General features: G+C 42.6%; 15 protein-coding genes. 9 read left to right on the top strand and 6 right to left on the bottom strand.

Annotation, left to right across the window (positions count from 1 at the left end):
- Positions 1 to 57: 57 nt before the first annotated feature.
- Complete coding sequence (locus SNE_RS05305; RefSeq protein ID WP_079891598.1) at positions 58 to 756, bottom strand: superoxide dismutase; 699 nt, start codon at positions 754 to 756, stop codon at positions 58 to 60.
- 232 nt (positions 757 to 988) lie between these two features.
- Between SNE_RS05305 and SNE_RS05300 the strand changes: the two genes are divergently transcribed.
- Positions 989 to 2,374 carry a hypothetical protein gene (locus SNE_RS05300; RefSeq protein ID WP_148258962.1) on the top strand — a complete coding sequence of 462 codons (1,386 nt, stop codon included), beginning with the start codon at positions 989 to 991 and terminating at the stop codon, positions 2,372 to 2,374.
- Here SNE_RS05300 and proC read toward each other — a convergent pair.
- Positions 2,341 to 3,168 (bottom strand): pyrroline-5-carboxylate reductase, encoded by an 828-nt coding sequence (gene proC / locus SNE_RS05295; RefSeq protein ID WP_013943332.1) that lies wholly within the window; start codon positions 3,166 to 3,168, stop codon positions 2,341 to 2,343. The genes SNE_RS05300 and proC overlap by 34 nt on opposite strands.
- Before the next feature lie 3 nt (positions 3,169 to 3,171).
- On the opposite strand from proC, the gene SNE_RS12245 reads away from it, so the two are divergent.
- The 3 genes from SNE_RS12245 to SNE_RS13530 all read left to right on the top strand — a co-directional run bounded on the left by SNE_RS12245 (position 3,172) and on the right by SNE_RS13530 (position 4,865).
- Positions 3,172 to 3,864, top strand: coding sequence for a phosphatase PAP2 family protein (locus SNE_RS12245; protein ID WP_013943331.1), 693 nt, complete (start codon positions 3,172 to 3,174; stop codon positions 3,862 to 3,864).
- Positions 3,833 to 4,429, top strand: coding sequence for a nitroreductase family protein (locus tag SNE_RS05285; protein WP_013943330.1), 597 nt, complete (start codon positions 3,833 to 3,835; stop codon positions 4,427 to 4,429). The genes SNE_RS12245 and SNE_RS05285 overlap by 32 nt, the downstream gene beginning before the upstream one ends.
- 88 nt (positions 4,430 to 4,517) lie before the next feature.
- Positions 4,518 to 4,865 carry a pentapeptide repeat-containing protein gene (locus tag SNE_RS13530; protein WP_408020854.1) on the top strand — a complete coding sequence of 116 codons (348 nt, stop codon included), beginning with the start codon at positions 4,518 to 4,520 and terminating at the stop codon, positions 4,863 to 4,865.
- 697 nt (positions 4,866 to 5,562) lie between these two features.
- Here the strand turns inward: SNE_RS13530 and SNE_RS05275 are convergent.
- Positions 5,563 to 7,467, bottom strand: a complete 1,905-nt coding sequence (locus tag SNE_RS05275; RefSeq protein ID WP_013943327.1) for an ABC-F family ATP-binding cassette domain-containing protein — start codon at positions 7,465 to 7,467, stop codon at positions 5,563 to 5,565.
- An 88-nt stretch (positions 7,468 to 7,555) separates the two neighbouring features.
- Here SNE_RS05275 and SNE_RS05270 point away from each other — a divergent pair, with 88 nt between their 5' ends.
- Genes SNE_RS05270 through SNE_RS05260 form a run of 3 tightly spaced genes read left to right on the top strand, consistent with a single transcriptional unit; the run spans position 7,556 to position 10,538 of the window.
- Positions 7,556 to 7,816 (top strand): glutaredoxin family protein, encoded by a 261-nt coding sequence (locus tag SNE_RS05270; RefSeq protein ID WP_013943326.1) that lies wholly within the window; start codon positions 7,556 to 7,558, stop codon positions 7,814 to 7,816.
- A 9-nt stretch (positions 7,817 to 7,825) separates the two neighbouring features.
- Positions 7,826 to 9,259, top strand: coding sequence for an amino acid permease (locus tag SNE_RS05265; protein WP_041418817.1), 1,434 nt, complete (start codon positions 7,826 to 7,828; stop codon positions 9,257 to 9,259).
- Positions 9,260 to 9,272: 13 nt separating this feature from the next.
- Positions 9,273 to 10,538, top strand: a complete 1,266-nt coding sequence (locus SNE_RS05260; protein ID WP_013943324.1) for a replication-associated recombination protein A — start codon at positions 9,273 to 9,275, stop codon at positions 10,536 to 10,538.
- Here SNE_RS05260 and SNE_RS05255 read toward each other — a convergent pair.
- The gene (locus SNE_RS05255) at positions 10,522 to 10,992 is read right to left on the bottom strand and encodes a transporter suffix domain-containing protein (RefSeq protein ID WP_013943323.1); all 471 of its coding nucleotides are present in this window, start codon (positions 10,990 to 10,992) and stop codon (positions 10,522 to 10,524) included. The two genes, SNE_RS05260 and SNE_RS05255, sit on opposite strands and share 17 nt — an antisense overlap.
- A 125-nt stretch (positions 10,993 to 11,117) precedes the next feature.
- Here SNE_RS05255 and SNE_RS05250 point away from each other — a divergent pair, with 125 nt between their 5' ends.
- Together SNE_RS05250 and SNE_RS05240 are read left to right on the top strand one after the other, a co-directional pair.
- Positions 11,118 to 11,396, top strand: coding sequence for a hypothetical protein (locus SNE_RS05250; RefSeq protein WP_158307212.1), 279 nt, complete (start codon positions 11,118 to 11,120; stop codon positions 11,394 to 11,396).
- Between the two features lie 957 nt (positions 11,397 to 12,353).
- Complete coding sequence (locus tag SNE_RS05240) at positions 12,354 to 13,595, top strand: M20 metallopeptidase family protein (protein WP_158307211.1); 1,242 nt, start codon at positions 12,354 to 12,356, stop codon at positions 13,593 to 13,595.
- Between the two features lie 11 nt (positions 13,596 to 13,606).
- Here SNE_RS05240 and SNE_RS05235 read toward each other — a convergent pair whose 3' ends face one another.
- Both SNE_RS05235 and SNE_RS05230 read right to left on the bottom strand, forming a co-directional pair.
- Entirely contained in the window at positions 13,607 to 13,873 is a 267-nt protein-coding gene (locus SNE_RS05235) for a hypothetical protein (RefSeq protein WP_013943318.1), read from the bottom strand.
- 19 nt (positions 13,874 to 13,892) lie between these two features.
- Positions 13,893 to 14,585 (bottom strand): hypothetical protein, encoded by a 693-nt coding sequence (locus SNE_RS05230; RefSeq protein ID WP_041418808.1) that lies wholly within the window; start codon positions 14,583 to 14,585, stop codon positions 13,893 to 13,895.
- Positions 14,586 to 14,798: the final 213 nt, after the last annotated feature.

Genomic DNA, 14,798 nt, shown 5'->3' with positions numbered 1-14,798 from the left:
CTTTTTAAGAGAAGAAAATTGCTCTCCCTAAAACAAAAAACTTATTTTTTAGGGGGATTACTTGCTTGATTCCATATCGTTAAATCGTTTAGAAACGACTTCCCAGTCAATGTTTTGCATAAAAGCCTCAATATATCCAGCCCGGTCGAGCCCATATTCAGTGATGTAGGCATGCTCCCAGACATCCATAATAAGGAGAGGTTTCCCTCCAGGAACGAGGTTGATATTGTGCTCATCTACCCAGATATTATTTAAGTGTCCTGTCTTCGGGCTTTGATAGAGAATGACCCAACCGACACCTTTAATGAGGCCTGTTGCTACAAAGTTCTTTTTCCATTGTTCAAAGCTTCCAAAATCCATCGTCATTTTCAACAACAAAGGATCTTTTCGATCTAAAAAGGGCTTCGGCCCCAAATTCTCAAAGTAGAGTTCATGAAGAATCATTCCATCAAATTCCCACACAAAGCGCCGCTCTATTGCTCCATATTCCAAGGTTGTATCCTTCCCGTTTTGCCGCATTTGAACTAAAGTCGTGAGAAGGGCGCTAGCATTTTTGACATACCCGTTGTAAAGGGTAAAATGCATCTTCAATAGGTCATCATCAATTCCTTTTAAATGTCCTAAAAGATGGGAAAAGTCCTTAGCTTCAATGTTAATAGGGGCTGTGGTTTGAGGAATAATCTGCGGATCATACGTCGGAGTTTTTGCAAAAAGTGAAAAAGCAGGAAAGAGAAAGATAAAATATTTTTTCAACATGAGAACACCTAACGCAAAGTCAATCAAAAAATTTATCTTATATCAAACTGCGAAAAGATGACAAATCAAATTTGAAATAATCACATTTATAAATAAGAAAATTTTGTTTATAATGTATTTATTAAATTAAAAAACCATTTCTATTTTTTATAATTTGAAAAAGTAATAAAATAGTGAGATCGGCAAAATTCCTATGGAAAAGGTTTTTCTTATGAGTCTGTCAAGTGGGGCTATGACTAGTTACCCGCCTCTTATTACGAGGCCCTCTACTCCGTCTCACTTGCACAGACCTACATTTTCAAAAAATTCCTTACTTGCCGACGCTTCTCGCATCTATCAAGAAAAGATTCGAGACCCCAAAAGAATCACTCCGTATGAAAAAGATGCATTTCCCAAGCTTCCTTCTGTCACAAACATTTTCTCGGTCCCATCTGATACCTATTCTGCCACGAAATCATTGATTGGCTCGATCAAGAATCGGGACGGTGAAGGAGTGCAAGATAGTATGATTTCTCTCATCGAAGTGCCTATTGTCATAGGAAGTTCAGTTGGATCGGCGTTTGACTACGGAATCGGATTGCACATCATTCCACAAACTCTCTCTTTTCTTCTAAAACCCGCTTATGTTCTCAGCCTTCTATTGTGTATAATTGAGGGAGTTGTTGATAGTTTCGGACTTTCAAGACAGCTCTCCTTTAGTGATGAGTTTGACTTTGACTTGCTCAAAAACCTCAAAACCCTAACAGATAATACAAGTTTCGCTGAAGGTCAAAAAGCTTTCAAAGCACTCGCTCAATTCGTACAAGAAAACCGTAGAATGATTGAACAACTTTGCGGAAAAGAAGACACAAAAAAGCTCTTAGGATTTACTGAGGATCTTCAGCGCGAAATTGAGAAAAACCCTCATTTCTCAAAGTTCATCTTCGCGGAAAAACAAGAGCAAATTCGAGATCTTGCTAAGGTTGTTTTAGCAAAAAACATCCTTCATCTACAAGAAGAATACCTTCAACTCAATCCCAATGAAGTCGACAAAATCGCAAAAAAAGTCGAAAAAAGATATAGCGACCTCCCGATTGAAGAGCAACGAGAAAAACTCATCAACCAACTTGACAAAGAGTTGAATAATAAGAGGAAATCTCTTGCTCGACGGATCCGTCCGTGGCTGGTTCATGAGGCTTCAGATACGGCGCACTCTATCTTGATGGGACTGACAAGTTGCGATAAAAAAAATCAAGAGCTAGCAATTGATGAAGGATTGAAACTGATGAATGACATGCGGGTTCAAAACGAAAAGAAAACCCTTGTTCACATCATGGGAATCATTGCGATGGTCATCGCCGTTGCATCTCTGATTGCTCTCCTTGCAGGGGCGCCCTATGCCGTTCCTTTTGTCTTAATCACTCTTGCAACCATCATTGGTGCCGGACGATTTGCAGTCTTCTCAGGAACGCTTGATGTGCGCGGTTGGGACTTTTCCTTTAAAAATCTTCTCCCAACCTTTATACGTAGAAAGATCTGGGATGATAGGCTCTTATGTGATCCTGAAATGCTGAGCAAGAGGAAAATTACCCCCTTAACAGAGATCTACGATCCTCCCATCTCTTCGGCTCTTCGATAGCAAGCTTTGAGGCCTGCAATAATTCCAGCTCGTACTCCCTGACTTTCGAGTTCATTGAGACCGGCAATAGTCGCTCCACCAGGAGAGGTGATCCGCATCTTAAGCTCTGTTGGAGAGACTCCGCTCGTCTTCAGTAGGACAACAGATCCTTCTAGAGTCTTCAGAACGTATTCCAGGGCCATGTCAGCCTTAAATCCCATTGACACCCCAGCTTCGACCATTGCCTCGATCATGAGGTAAATAAACGCCGGATTCGAGCTTGTCAGCGCTGTGAAAGCGTTCATCAACTCTTCATTCATCCATGAAATTGTACCTAGCCCCTTCAGAGCTTCTTCAACTCGGTGCTTTTCTTCATTTTTGACCTCAGGATCATCAACAATGCCTAACATACCATGTCCACAAACTAGCGGCAGATTCGGCATGACCCTAAAAACTGTTGAATGTGGGAAGTACATCTGAAGTGTTTCGAGAGTTACCCCTGCTAAAATGCTCACGACAAGTTGCCCTTTACTCAGATGGGATGAGATCGGCTCCGAAATGACTTTAAGATCTTTCGGTTTCACGGCTAAAATCACCACATCTGATCCTTCGGAGAGTTTGCCCAGGTCAAGTTCGACTTTTGCACCAATTTCTTTTGCAAGAGGAGTGGCATTAGTCTGTTTATGATCGTGAAGAATCACATTGTGATGATGGGAAGCAATTCTCGCAATCGCACCCCCCATAACTCCACAGCCGATGATTCCTATATGCATGCTATGTCCTTGCTTCGAAACTACTGATTCTCTATATTTCATCTCATGATTTCCTATATAAAGTTTCGCTCTTTTCTTGTGACTAGTTTTTCCCCTTTTTTAAGAAGCCTTCTTCTCGTCTTTGTCTTTGCTGCTTTCCTTTGCTACTTTTTTATCGACTATCCTCTGATTAAGGCCCTAGCTCCCTACCGTGTGGCAGTGCGCACTGCCTTAAAAGCAGCCTCCCTACTCATTTTCCCACCCCTTCATTTACTCATATGGGGAATCGCATTTATTTGGGCCCGCTTTTCTTATGCTAAAGAGCGGTTCATCCTCCCTTTTTTTGAAATTTTCGTAGCTCAAGCCATTTCAGTTGCCTTCGTCCGCGTTTTGAAGGTGCTCATTGGGCGAGCCCGCCCCGAATGTTTTCTTGCATACGACATGACAGGGTTTGAATTCTTCTCTCCTAGCCACCACTTCCACTCTCTCCCCTCTGGACACACAATGGCAGCGATGACTCTTGCAACATCACTTGCACTTCTTTTCCCAAAATTTCGTATTCTAGGCTTCACGATAGCACTACTGCTTTCGCTCAGTCGGGTTTTCTTACTCGACCACTTTCCAAGCGACCTCTTTGCAACGGGAATTCTTGGAATCCTCATTGCACAAGTCACTCATCTTGTGATAAGAAAGATAACAAACTACAAATATGGAGAAGATTTGGATCATGGAAATAACTCTCCCATCAGAAATCGCTGAAAAACGTAAAACAAAGTTCTCCGTTCATCCCCTAATTCTAGGTCGGTGGTCTCCGCGTTCGATGACAGGTGAACCCATTTCTGAGAATGAACTCATGACGTTATTAGAAGCGGCTCATTGGGCTCCTTCTTGCTATAATGCCCAACCTTGGCGCTTTATTTATGCTTTCCGTGAAACACCTCAGTGGGGTCCCTTATTCTCTACTTTGGTTCCATTCAATCAAGAGTGGGCCGCAAAAGCAGGAGCGCTTGTCTTAATTGTGTCTCATAAAGTCTTCGAACACAACCAGAAACCCTCTGTGACACATAGCTTTGATGCTGGAGCTGCTTGGGGCTACTTAGCCTTACAAGGCCATGTTAATGGTCTTGTTGTTCATGGAATGCAAGGATTTGATTACGAAAAGGCCCGAGAGCTTTGCAAAGTTCCAGAAGACTTTCAATTGGAATGCATGGTGGCAATTGGGAAACGGGGTAAAAAAGAAGACCTCCCCGCCTCAATGCAAGAAAAAGAAACCCCTTCAACGCGTAAACGTCTAGACGAAGTCGTGATGAAAGGCTCTTTTTAAATAAAATCAGGGCGTGGAACCCACGCCCCAAATCATAGCTACTTAATTAGTAGTTAATTACTTAGCAGCAGCTTTTTTTCTACGACGTCTGCGTTTTTTTGGCGCAGCAGCAGCAGTAGCAGCAGCAGGTGCTGTCGCAGCTTTTTTACGTCGAGTAGTTTTTCTAGCTGATTTACGTTTTGCAGATTTACGCTTAGCTGTCTTACGCTTAGCTGTTTTTCGCTTTGCAGTCTTGCGTTTTGCAGTTTTACGTTTAGCTGTTTTACGTCTAGTTGTTCTTTTTTTAGCAGCGGTCTTTGTAGCTTTTCTTCTACGAGTTGTCTTCTTTGAAGAAGCTGCTTTTTTTCTTCTTCTCTTAGCAGGCATTGACTGTGCTCCTTGTTGGAATTCCTTTACAATCCTTTTTAAGACTTTAAAAACTCTAAATTTCAACTGAGGCTTTAAAATCTATATTTATCCTACAAATTTCAATATACCGTTTTTATATTAAAAAATAAAATTTTTTTCTTATTTAATATCAAAAATAAAAAAACCAAGAAATTAAAAACCCATTCAGAAGCTATTCTAAACATGGTTTTTTGAAATTAATTTTTTTTATTTTTTTTGAAAATAATAAACTAAAAAGACCAAAAAACTGAAAAACCTATTCAAATTACTGAAAAATTGAACGCTTTTTGGTTTGAAACTCAACGAAGTCTAATGCATTTGTGATTAAGAAGTTAAAAGCTTAATCATTTCTTAATAGAAGGTTCAATCGATTTATTTTGAATTTCTTAGGACTGGAAAACTACAATGTCGTCGCACAAGCGAACGAGAAAGGGTACGTTTCCGTTTTGCTTTGAGTTTTTCCAAAAGAGGATTTTTATGAGCGGCCTTGAGAAGTTTTTTCGTTTCTCTTTTAAACATTTCTTTCACATTTTCCATTGGTAAGTTAGTGACAAACCGCAGAATCCTTAGTTAATCTGGGACCCTTATTAGTCACTCTTTGACTTCCTCAAATCCCCCATTTTCCCATTAATAATGCGATTGATTTAAGGAAAGCAAATCGAGCCCACAGAGTGCAATCTATATACTAAGAATTGCGAAGAAGCACTAGTAATTCCTGTATACTCGCTTAAAAAAATAAAACAAAGTTAAAAATCGAGATCTTCGTGCATTTTTTCCCAAAAAAGATACTTCTCTTGCTTTTCAATTTCGAGCATATCCCTTTGTTTTAAAATTGCTTGCATTTTATCTTGAGGTGTTACATCGTAATAATTTGGCTGCGCGAGCATTTCGTTGATTTTCTCGATTTTCCGCTCAATATCCTCGATTTCCTCTTCACACTTTTGAATATCCTTCTTAAGACGGGCTACTTTTCGGCGCTCTTCTTTTCGGCTCTCAAAATCCAAGCTTTTTTCTTTCTTTTTCGAAGAATTTGGAACCTTTTCAGAAAGATAATCCCGTTCATGCACAGCGACAAATTCGTCATACCCCCCCTTAAAATCGAGAGTTTTTCCTTCTTGAAGTTCAAGAATCCGATTGGCAACTTGGGAAATGAAGTACCGGTTATGACTCACCAAAATGACAGTTCCGTCATACCCATTGAGAGCTTCGATAAGAGCATCTGTTGCCTCCATATCCAAATGGTTGGTTGGTTCATCCAACATAAGAGTATTGTGCTCTTTTAACATGAGAGAAGCAAAAACAAGACGAGCTGCTTCTCCCCCACTAAGTGATTGGATCTTCTTCCTAACTTCCATATCTCCAAATAACATCGCCCCTAGAGCTTGGCGCAACTTTTCTGCGTGAAAACACTTGGAAGCACACTCAAGCCAGTCATATAAAGTTGCTTGAGTATCAAGAAGTCGGTGAAAGTCTTGAGGAAAGTAAGCTGTCTTCACATGAGGCCCCCACCGGAACGTCCCTGAATCTTGTTCACGACACTCTGTCACGATCTCGAGCAGCGTTGACTTTCCAATTCCATTTGCCCCAACAACTGCAACCTTTTCCCCTTTTTCGATTTCAAAGGAAATCTCATGAAGAACAGATTTCTCTCCATAAGATTTGTTGAGACCTTTCACAGCTAGGGTGATTCTCCCTGAAGGGCGACAATGGGGAAAATAGAAATGAGGATACTGTCGCGATGTGGGAAAAACTTCCCATTTCTTTTCTTCTTCTTCAAGTTTCTTGACCATCCTGACGCGAGACTGCGCTTGCCTAGCTTTGGAGGATTTAGCCCGGAACCGGTCAATAAAACGCTGCACTTCTTCTTTCCGTTTCCCAATTGATTGAAGCTGGGCCTCTTTTTGAACGATGTCATTTTCCTTTTCTGTAAGGAAATGGTCAAAATTCCCTGTATACTGCTTCATTCCCCCATAATCGATATCGAGAATGACCTGGCACACCCGATTGAGAAACACCCGATCGTGAGAACTCAAAATAAGAATTCCCTGATAATCTTTTAAATATCCTTCTAGCCATCGAATGGAAAAAATATCTAAATAGTTAGTCGGCTCATCTAAAAGGAGAATGTCAGGCTCTGCAAAGAGAACTTGAGCAAGCATGACCCGTAGTTGGTACCCACCAGACAAACTTCCTAAATGTTTTGCATGTGCTGCTAGAGGAATACCTAGCCCTTCAAGCAGACGTGCTGCATTTGCTTCCGCCTGATAGCCATGACGTAGACGGAGTTCCTCTTCAATTCGACTCAGTTCTACAATAGCCTGCTCAGACAGTTCCCCTTTACTTAAAAGGGCCTCTTTTTTTTCAAATGCTTCCCACACCACTTGGTTTCCCTTCAAAACAAGAGATAGAATTTTATCTTCTTGGAATTTGATGTAGTCCTGCTTCAAAACCCCAATTTGCGCTTCCTTCGGAATATTCACTTCACCAGAGGTGGGTTCCACCTCCCCGCTAAGAATTTTGAGAAACGTCGTCTTTCCAGCTCCGTTAGCACCGACAAGTCCATAGCGGGTCTTCCGGGTTAAATGGAGAGAAACATTCTTGAAAAGAACGCGGTCCCCATATCTCATTTCCAATTGATTCACGCTTGCCATCTACCGACTAACCTCAAAAATTTTATAGCTTTTTTCTTCTAGAAAAGGTATGACGTGGTTTTTTAATCTTAAGCGATTTAGGTGATGAATGGAAGAGGAACATCAATCGATTTTAGTCCTTTACCACAAGATGTCATGCCCTTTTTGTAAAAAAGTACGTGATTATCTCAAAGAAATCAAAAAGACGATCCCTATGAAAGACATCGATAAGGACCCGAAAGCAAAAGAAGAGCTCTTACATTTAGGAGGGAAATCGCAAGTTCCCTGCTTATTTATTGATGGAGCTCCTCTTTATGAATCCGATGACATCATCGAATATTTAAAAGAAAAAAAGGACATATTACCATAGGAGCGACTTTTGGTTTCAGTATCTAAACCCAAACGAGTCATCTCAGTTTTCGTTCTCGCAATGTTCAATGTTTCAATCATGGCGAGCTTGAGAAACCTCCCCCTTGTTGCAGAGCTCGGGTATAGCATGCTATTCTTTTTCGCTCTTGTTGCTATCATCTTTCTTATTCCTTGTGCACTTGTCTCAGCCGAACTCGCAACAGGATGGAGCAAATCTGGGGGAATTTACGTTTGGGTCCGAGAAGCCCTAGGAGATCGATGGGGATTTTTCGCAATCTGGATGCAATGGGTCCACAATGTCACTTGGTATCCCGCTATTCTCGCTTTTGTCGCAGCTACCTTGGCCTACATTTTTAATCCCGAGCTTGCGAGTAACAAAGTTTTCATTCAAACCGTTGTTCTCGTTGTCTTTTGGGGCATGACTTTTATCAATTACTTTGGAGTCGAAACCTCCAGTATCGTGAGTACAATTGGAGTGATCATTGGAACGATCATCCCAGGACTTTTCATCATTGGACTAGCTGTCACTTGGCTCGCAGAGGGTCATCCTATCCAAATTCCCTTTGAAGCTAAGACACTTATTCCAGACTTCAGTCATATCAGCAATTTGGTCTTTCTTTCTGGCCTTTTTTTAGCCTTCGCAGGACTCGAAGTTTCTGCCGCCTATGCGGGAGAAGTTAAAAATCCGCAAAAGAATTATCCGAAAGCAATCATGGTCTCTGCCCTCATCGTTTTCTTTCTCTTTGTCCTTGGAGCCCTTTCGATTGCTGTCGTCATCCCAAGAGAAGACATCAGCCTTGTTGCAGGTCTTATGGAAGCCTTAAAAGTATATCTCAACTTCTATCATTTAGAATGGGTTCTCCCAGTCTTAGGAGTTCTTCTCGTATTAGGTGCTGTTGCAGAAGTTAACTCATGGATCATGGGACCCGTCAAAGCTCTTTACACTACCTCCGTTCACGGCAATCTTCCCCCTTTTTTCCAAAACCTCAATAAACACGGTATGCCAACCCACCTTCTCCTCTTTCAAGCGATCATTGTCACGGCTGCCTCCTTTATCATCAACTTCATGCCCTCTGTTAGTACTGCCTACTGGATTTTGACAGCCATCTCAGCTCAAATGTACCTCATTATGTACATCATGATGTTCATTTCGGCCATCCGTCTTCGTTACTCTCATCCTCACGTGCCACGTATCTACCGCATTCCCCATCCTCATAAAGGGATTTGGATTGTCTCTGGTCTCGGAGTTCTCTCCTCCGTTTTTGCCATTATTATCGGATTTGTTCCCCCTTCGCAACTCGATACAGGGAGTTTGATCGTGTATGATGGATTTCTCGTAGTGGGACTCATCTTGATGATGGCCATTCCTCTCATCATTTACCAGTTCCGCAAGCCCGCATGGGTTCCCGAAACAAGCCATCTTCATAAAAAGTCGCATCACTGATATCCTACATGGTATGTCGACTCCACTTGCAGAACAACTTAGGCCAGAAAAGCTCTCCGACGTTGTCGGTCAAGACCACTTAGTGGGACAAAATGGGCTGCTCACCAAAATCATTTCCCAAAAGCGCCCTCTCTCGATCCTCCTTTGGGGACCTCCCGGCTGTGGAAAAACTACCATCGCACGCCTCTATGCTAAAGCCTTCAACCGAACCTTTGTCAGCTTCACCGGCGTCATGAATGGGGTTGCTGAAATCAAAAAGTTCATCCAAGAAAGTGAATCGCGCCCCCTTCTAAATAACCAACCCATTCTCTTCATCGACGAAATTCACCGCTTCAACAAAGCGCAACAAGACATCTTTCTCCCCCATATCGAAAAAGGAACCATCATCCTGATTGGAGCCACAACAGAAAACCCCTCCTTCACCATCAACAACGCCCTCCTCTCCCGCCTCCGCGTCCTCACTCTCGAATCACTGACACCCGAAGCGCTTGAGCAAATCATTACTCGGTTTGAAGAAGGCCAATCCAAAATCCATCTCACTGATGAAGCCAAAAAAGGGCTTATCTTGATGTCCCACGGCGACGGACGCCACCTTCTCAATGCCCTTGAAAACCTCCAAACGCTCCAAGAAGGAGAAATCGACTTTGACACCCTCTGCTCTCTCATGCAAAAAAGGCCCGCCGCCTATGACCGTCACGACGACCAACACTACAATCTCATCTCCGCTCTCCATAAGTCAGTTCGCGGATCTGATCCCGATGCCTCTCTTTACTGGCTTGCCCGCATGTTAGAAGGAGGCGAAGACCCCAACTTTCTAGCAAGGAGACTCGTTCGCATGGCCGTCGAAGATATCGGCCTTGCCGATCCAGAAGCTCTGACCATCACCCTGAGCGCTTGGCAAGTATACGAACGGCTCGGTTCACCTGAAGGTGAACTTGCCCTAGCCGAAGCCACCCTCTACCTTGCCCTTGCTCCCAAAAGTAACGCCACTTACACAGCCTTCAAACGGGCCCAAAAATTAGCCTCCGACACCTCACATCAAGATCCCCCCAAAACGATTCTCAATGCACCGACCAAGCTGATGAAAAAATTCGACTACGGAAAAAACTACGCCTATGATCACGACACGCCCGATGGATTTTCAGGACAAAACTACTTTCCCGAAGAAATAGAGCGTCCCACTTTTTACAAACCCGTCAAGCGAGGCTTTGAGCGAGAGATGGAAAAAAGAATCGCCTACTTCAATTCCCTTCGAGCCAAACTCAATCCTTCCAAATAAACAGACGTTTGAATTTTTCCCAGAACGCTCCGCCTAAAACAAAAAAACTACAGACAAAAGACAAATCACCGCCAATAAACCAATACAAACGATGCGTTTCATTTTCTGGAAACCAGTGAGGAGCATAGACATTAATATAATAAGGAGTCACACTTCCAAAAAAAATGATCAACCCCAGGTAATAGCGAAACATGGAGACTGGTTTGGGAGGCCCCTTTCTTTTAAAGATCCGAAAGACTTTTTCTTTTATAAGATTGAAAACTGGTCTTCCTAGAAAAAGAACAGCGAGAACTATCATCACCTCGGGTCCTCCGAGCACAAGAAATCCCGTGAGTACTGCCGCAACTCCAACAGGCAAACCCAAAAAAGGGACGAGAAAGCCAAAGAGAGGCAAAGCAAAAGAGAGGACGATAAACGTCACCCCCAAATAAAACTTCCAATTCTTCTTTATCATACCTTGCACTATACGTGTCTTTCGATATTTTCCATAGGATGTGTTTTTAGATTTTAGATCGTGTCGTCATGAGAGGTCGAATGCACAAACCTCAAAGAGGTGAAAATTGCACAGTAAAATCTCTTATGTCTCTACTACATGGAGATCTCATGCGTAACCTAGGAGAAACGCAAGGAAAAGCTCTCTACCATCAGGTTAAAAATTTCCGTGGAATACGTAACTATAATGCTTTACTAGAACTTCTAGCAGCAACACCTCCTGAAGTTCTAAAGAATATTTATGGAGTACGTTCAGATCGAAAATTAGAAAAAGAATTAGCAGCAACACATAAAAGGGCTCAATCAGTTCTGACACATTGGAATAGGAAAGCAGCAAAAACTGCGGCAAGCCGTGTTGGTGCTTAGAGCACGTCGCCACAATTTTTTCGGTGAAGAGGTTTTTAGGAGCTCTGTCTTTATACTTTTTTTGCACATGAAACGAAAACGAAGCGGAATACTTTCGAAATCTGCCGATTCTTCTCTCAGCTAGTGCTCCGCAACAAAAAATTCTATAGCTAATTTGATCCAGATTTTCGCTGAATTTTTCTCTCCCAAAATCAGCCACATTGTCCATGAGACAAGAGGAGATTTTAAGAGAGGAAAAGGCACTGAAAAGATGGTTAAAGTAGCTATAGAATTTTTTGTTATGGAGCACTAGATAGGGTGATGTGCCATTTTTTGAGTTTTCTAGTGCTTATCCCCCCCAAAAAAAAACCTTCAGCGCCCCCGCCCCATAAGCTTTTCAGCACATGAAACGAAAACTGACCTGAAGGTCAAGAAGTTGCGTTTACACGCCCCAGGTATAAAAGATGGGGTAGCATTTCCCCACGTTCTTTCGTCTCTATAAGAGACATGTTTACCGGAGCTGTCTTGAGCAGACCGCTTCTAGCGATCTTCGAGGAACATTTCCCCTCTCAGACGAGCAACCTCTTCGAAAAAAAGCCAAAACTTTTTAAAGAACTCCACGAAACCTCCGGTTGTGGCTTTAAAACCCAAATGATGATCTATGAACGCCCATGTGTAACTTTTCTTGTCATAGATTCTCAAATCTATCTGTGCACCCCTAGATCATCATTTAGGTTATACGGTGCTGCCATGCCCAAGATAAGGAGAGGTTTTCCTTTATCTCATGGACTCCTCTGTAAGACAACACCCCATATGTTTAATATAACATAGAAATCTTTATTTTTTACAATTTGTTACTCCCTGGAGAAACGTAAAAAATGCGCAAAAAAAGCACTGATTGATAAGGAGTTATTATCCGTTGCAGTTAAAAAAAAATATCTGTAGATTTTTTCAAATATGCCAAAAAATAAGAGGCTTATGATGAATAAAGAAAGTATTCTATCTTTATCTCTTGAACACCAAAGTTTTACAGCTGAAATGCGCCATAAACTCCACGAAATTCCCGAATTGCAATGGGAGGAAGAAAAAACCCTCGCCTTGATTTCGAGCGAAATTGAGAAAATCATGACCTCTTCAAAAGTGCCGATCCAGCTACATCAAAAAGAAGGCGGAATCTATGTTGATGTGGACTTAGACCCTCATTACCAACGTCTTCTCTTCCGCGCTGACATCGACGCCCTTCCCATCGAGGAACAAACCGGCCTTTCCTACAGCTCAATACACCCCGGTATCATGCACGCCTGTGGTCATGACTGCCACAGCGCAATGCTCCTTGGAACCCTAAAGGCCCTCGCCTCAGGAAAAGTGACCCCCCTTCATAATCTTCGCCTTGTCTGGCAACGGGCTGAGGAAATTGGTGTGCTTCAATCAGGTGGTGCACGTCTCGTTGAAGAAGGCATCTTAGAAGGAATTTCCTATTGTTATGGCCTTCACATCTCTTCAACTGAAGATTATGGCACTTTTATCTCTCGCCCAGGCTATTTTATGTGCCAAGCAGGACAACTCCAAGTCGAAATAGAATGCTCTGGCGGGCATGTGATGCGCCCTGAACTCGGATCGAATGGAATCGACATCATGACGGATATTCATATGAGCCTTAGAGGATTCGAACTCCGTAAGCTAGGGCCCAATGAAATCATCAGTTTTGTCCCCTCTATCTCCAAAGCGGGAACGGCGTGTAATATCCGCCCTGGCCATGCCGAAATGTGGTATGCAGTCCGAAATTTTCTCTCCCCCGAAAGACTTGAAGAGTTCATTGCTGCCATCAAGTACCGCATCGAGCTCATTGTTAAAAGCTATCCTAAGGCCCATCTTGCAACTTTCATTTATTACCCTGGTTACCCTCCACTTATCAATGACCCAGAAAACTACACTTTCATCAAATCACTGATCCAGGATGCCGGCATGAATACAAGCACTGTCCCTTTCCTTTTCTCTGGAGAAGACTTTTCGTACTATCTGGAAAATCGGGTGGGATCGTACTGGTGCTTGGGAGCACGCAAAGGAGAGCGGACAGATCACCACACAGCAACTTTTAATCCTGATGAATCTGTCCTTTGGCAAGGAGTTGCATTTTGGCTTTTAATTGCAACAGCCCCTCATCCACCTATGCGTCAGCCCATCGAAAAGGGTCGGATCGAGCTTATGAGTTATCCTTAGAGGTCTTATTCCTAAGGATGTGTCCGAAAAGGATGTTTAGGACTAAGGTTTTGATTGAAGCTATTGGCTACCCACTCATGGTCTTCTTGAATCGCCTGAATATCTTGACTCTCTTCAAAATGACGTAATTGATGACGTAGCCAAATGAGTTGATCTTTCAAATCACTTCGCAATCTGGAATCTGTGATAGTTTCCAGTTCTTTTTGCATTTTCTGGTACTCTTCTTCCAGAAATTGCTCCCAAACTTCAAGTTGATTTGGTTTTTTTGCAGCGCTCATGAATTTCTCTCACAGTAGCTTATTGATGCTTGTCCATTTGCTTTAAGGTTTTCTTTAGTTCATCCCAAGATGAAAAAATCTTGTCCTCTCCACTCCCTTTTGTGGATTCTTTCTCCCCCTGAGTCTGGAACAGACCATGTCTGGATAGGGATACAGGAATTTCTCCATTCTCATCGATAAATAGAACGCTCGTTGGAGCATTTCCATGAATCAGCATTCCCTCTCGTCCCGCCATAGGAAACATCACAAAGTGAGGCAGATGGTTTGAAATCCCCATTGCTAGATTGGGTTCTGTTGACTGCTGATAAAAACTCATGGTTGGCGAACTGCCACCTCGAATGAAGGTCGCCATGTTTCCCTCAGCATCGCCTAATCCAATCGCGGCTCCCCCATCGCGCAATGGAAAAAAAGTCCCTACAATTTCCTGAGCTTCATTTTTCATGATCAGCGCTGGAAAAGCGCCCCCTTGAAGCTGCATGCGTACATTCCCTTCTTGGTCATTGAGTGTCAAAAGGGTATTCTCAGCATCCCCTTGCATGATGATAGAAGGGACGCCGTTTTCTCCGCGCAAAACAATCCGACTTGCCTCAAGCGTCTCACTGGAAGAATCATGGAACATGTTCCAACCAAAAACTGTAAGCAGACAGATAAGGAGGACAAAGTTGGCAATCATTAAGAAACGGTTAACTTTGATGGCGCGCGCGAACGTCATTACTAACTCCAAACTAAATTACCTTACAAATACAAATTAACCGTATTTATTAAAACAAAAGAGTTTCATTAATAGGATACTCAAAATACTTCAAATTTGGATTTTCGACTGCGTCAAAGCGCCGTAATTTGCCGATCTTAAGTGGCCTCATATTCCTAATATTAGATCACTTAAGATCAACGAATTCCGAAAGCATTCGCGTTGCCCAAACCC

It is taken from the genome of Simkania negevensis Z (genome assembly GCF_000237205.1).
Lineage (GTDB): Bacteria > Chlamydiota > Chlamydiia > Chlamydiales > Simkaniaceae > Simkania > Simkania negevensis.
Note: the sequence above shows the minus strand (reverse complement) of the source record. Positions and strands in the feature narration are given on the sequence as shown.

What these genes read in the sequence shown, in the direction of transcription:
- SNE_RS12245 (WP_013943331.1), top strand. Translation starts at nt 3,172, where the DNA reads ATGATTTCCTATATAAAGTTTCGCTCTTTTCTTGTGACTAGTTTTTCC.
- SNE_RS05300 (WP_148258962.1), top strand. Translation starts at nt 989, where the DNA reads ATGACTAGTTACCCGCCTCTTATTACGAGGCCCTCTACTCCGTCTCAC.
- SNE_RS05260 (WP_013943324.1), top strand. Translation starts at nt 9,273, where the DNA reads ATGTCGACTCCACTTGCAGAACAACTTAGGCCAGAAAAGCTCTCCGAC.
- SNE_RS05250 (WP_158307212.1), top strand. Translation starts at nt 11,118, where the DNA reads ATGTCTCTACTACATGGAGATCTCATGCGTAACCTAGGAGAAACGCAA.
- SNE_RS05270 (WP_013943326.1), top strand. Translation starts at nt 7,556, where the DNA reads ATGGAAGAGGAACATCAATCGATTTTAGTCCTTTACCACAAGATGTCA.
- proC (WP_013943332.1), bottom strand. Translation starts at nt 3,168, where the DNA reads ATGAAATATAGAGAATCAGTAGTTTCGAAGCAAGGACATAGCATGCAT.
- SNE_RS05285 (WP_013943330.1), top strand. Translation starts at nt 3,833, where the DNA reads ATGGAAATAACTCTCCCATCAGAAATCGCTGAAAAACGTAAAACAAAG.
- SNE_RS05240 (WP_158307211.1), top strand. Translation starts at nt 12,354, where the DNA reads ATGATGAATAAAGAAAGTATTCTATCTTTATCTCTTGAACACCAAAGT.
- SNE_RS05275 (WP_013943327.1), bottom strand. Translation starts at nt 7,467, where the DNA reads ATGGCAAGCGTGAATCAATTGGAAATGAGATATGGGGACCGCGTTCTT.
- SNE_RS05230 (WP_041418808.1), bottom strand. Translation starts at nt 14,585, where the DNA reads ATGACGTTCGCGCGCGCCATCAAAGTTAACCGTTTCTTAATGATTGCC.
- SNE_RS05305 (WP_079891598.1), bottom strand. Translation starts at nt 756, where the DNA reads ATGTTGAAAAAATATTTTATCTTTCTCTTTCCTGCTTTTTCACTTTTT.
- SNE_RS05235 (WP_013943318.1), bottom strand. Translation starts at nt 13,873, where the DNA reads ATGAGCGCTGCAAAAAAACCAAATCAACTTGAAGTTTGGGAGCAATTT.
- SNE_RS05255 (WP_013943323.1), bottom strand. Translation starts at nt 10,992, where the DNA reads ATGATAAAGAAGAATTGGAAGTTTTATTTGGGGGTGACGTTTATCGTC.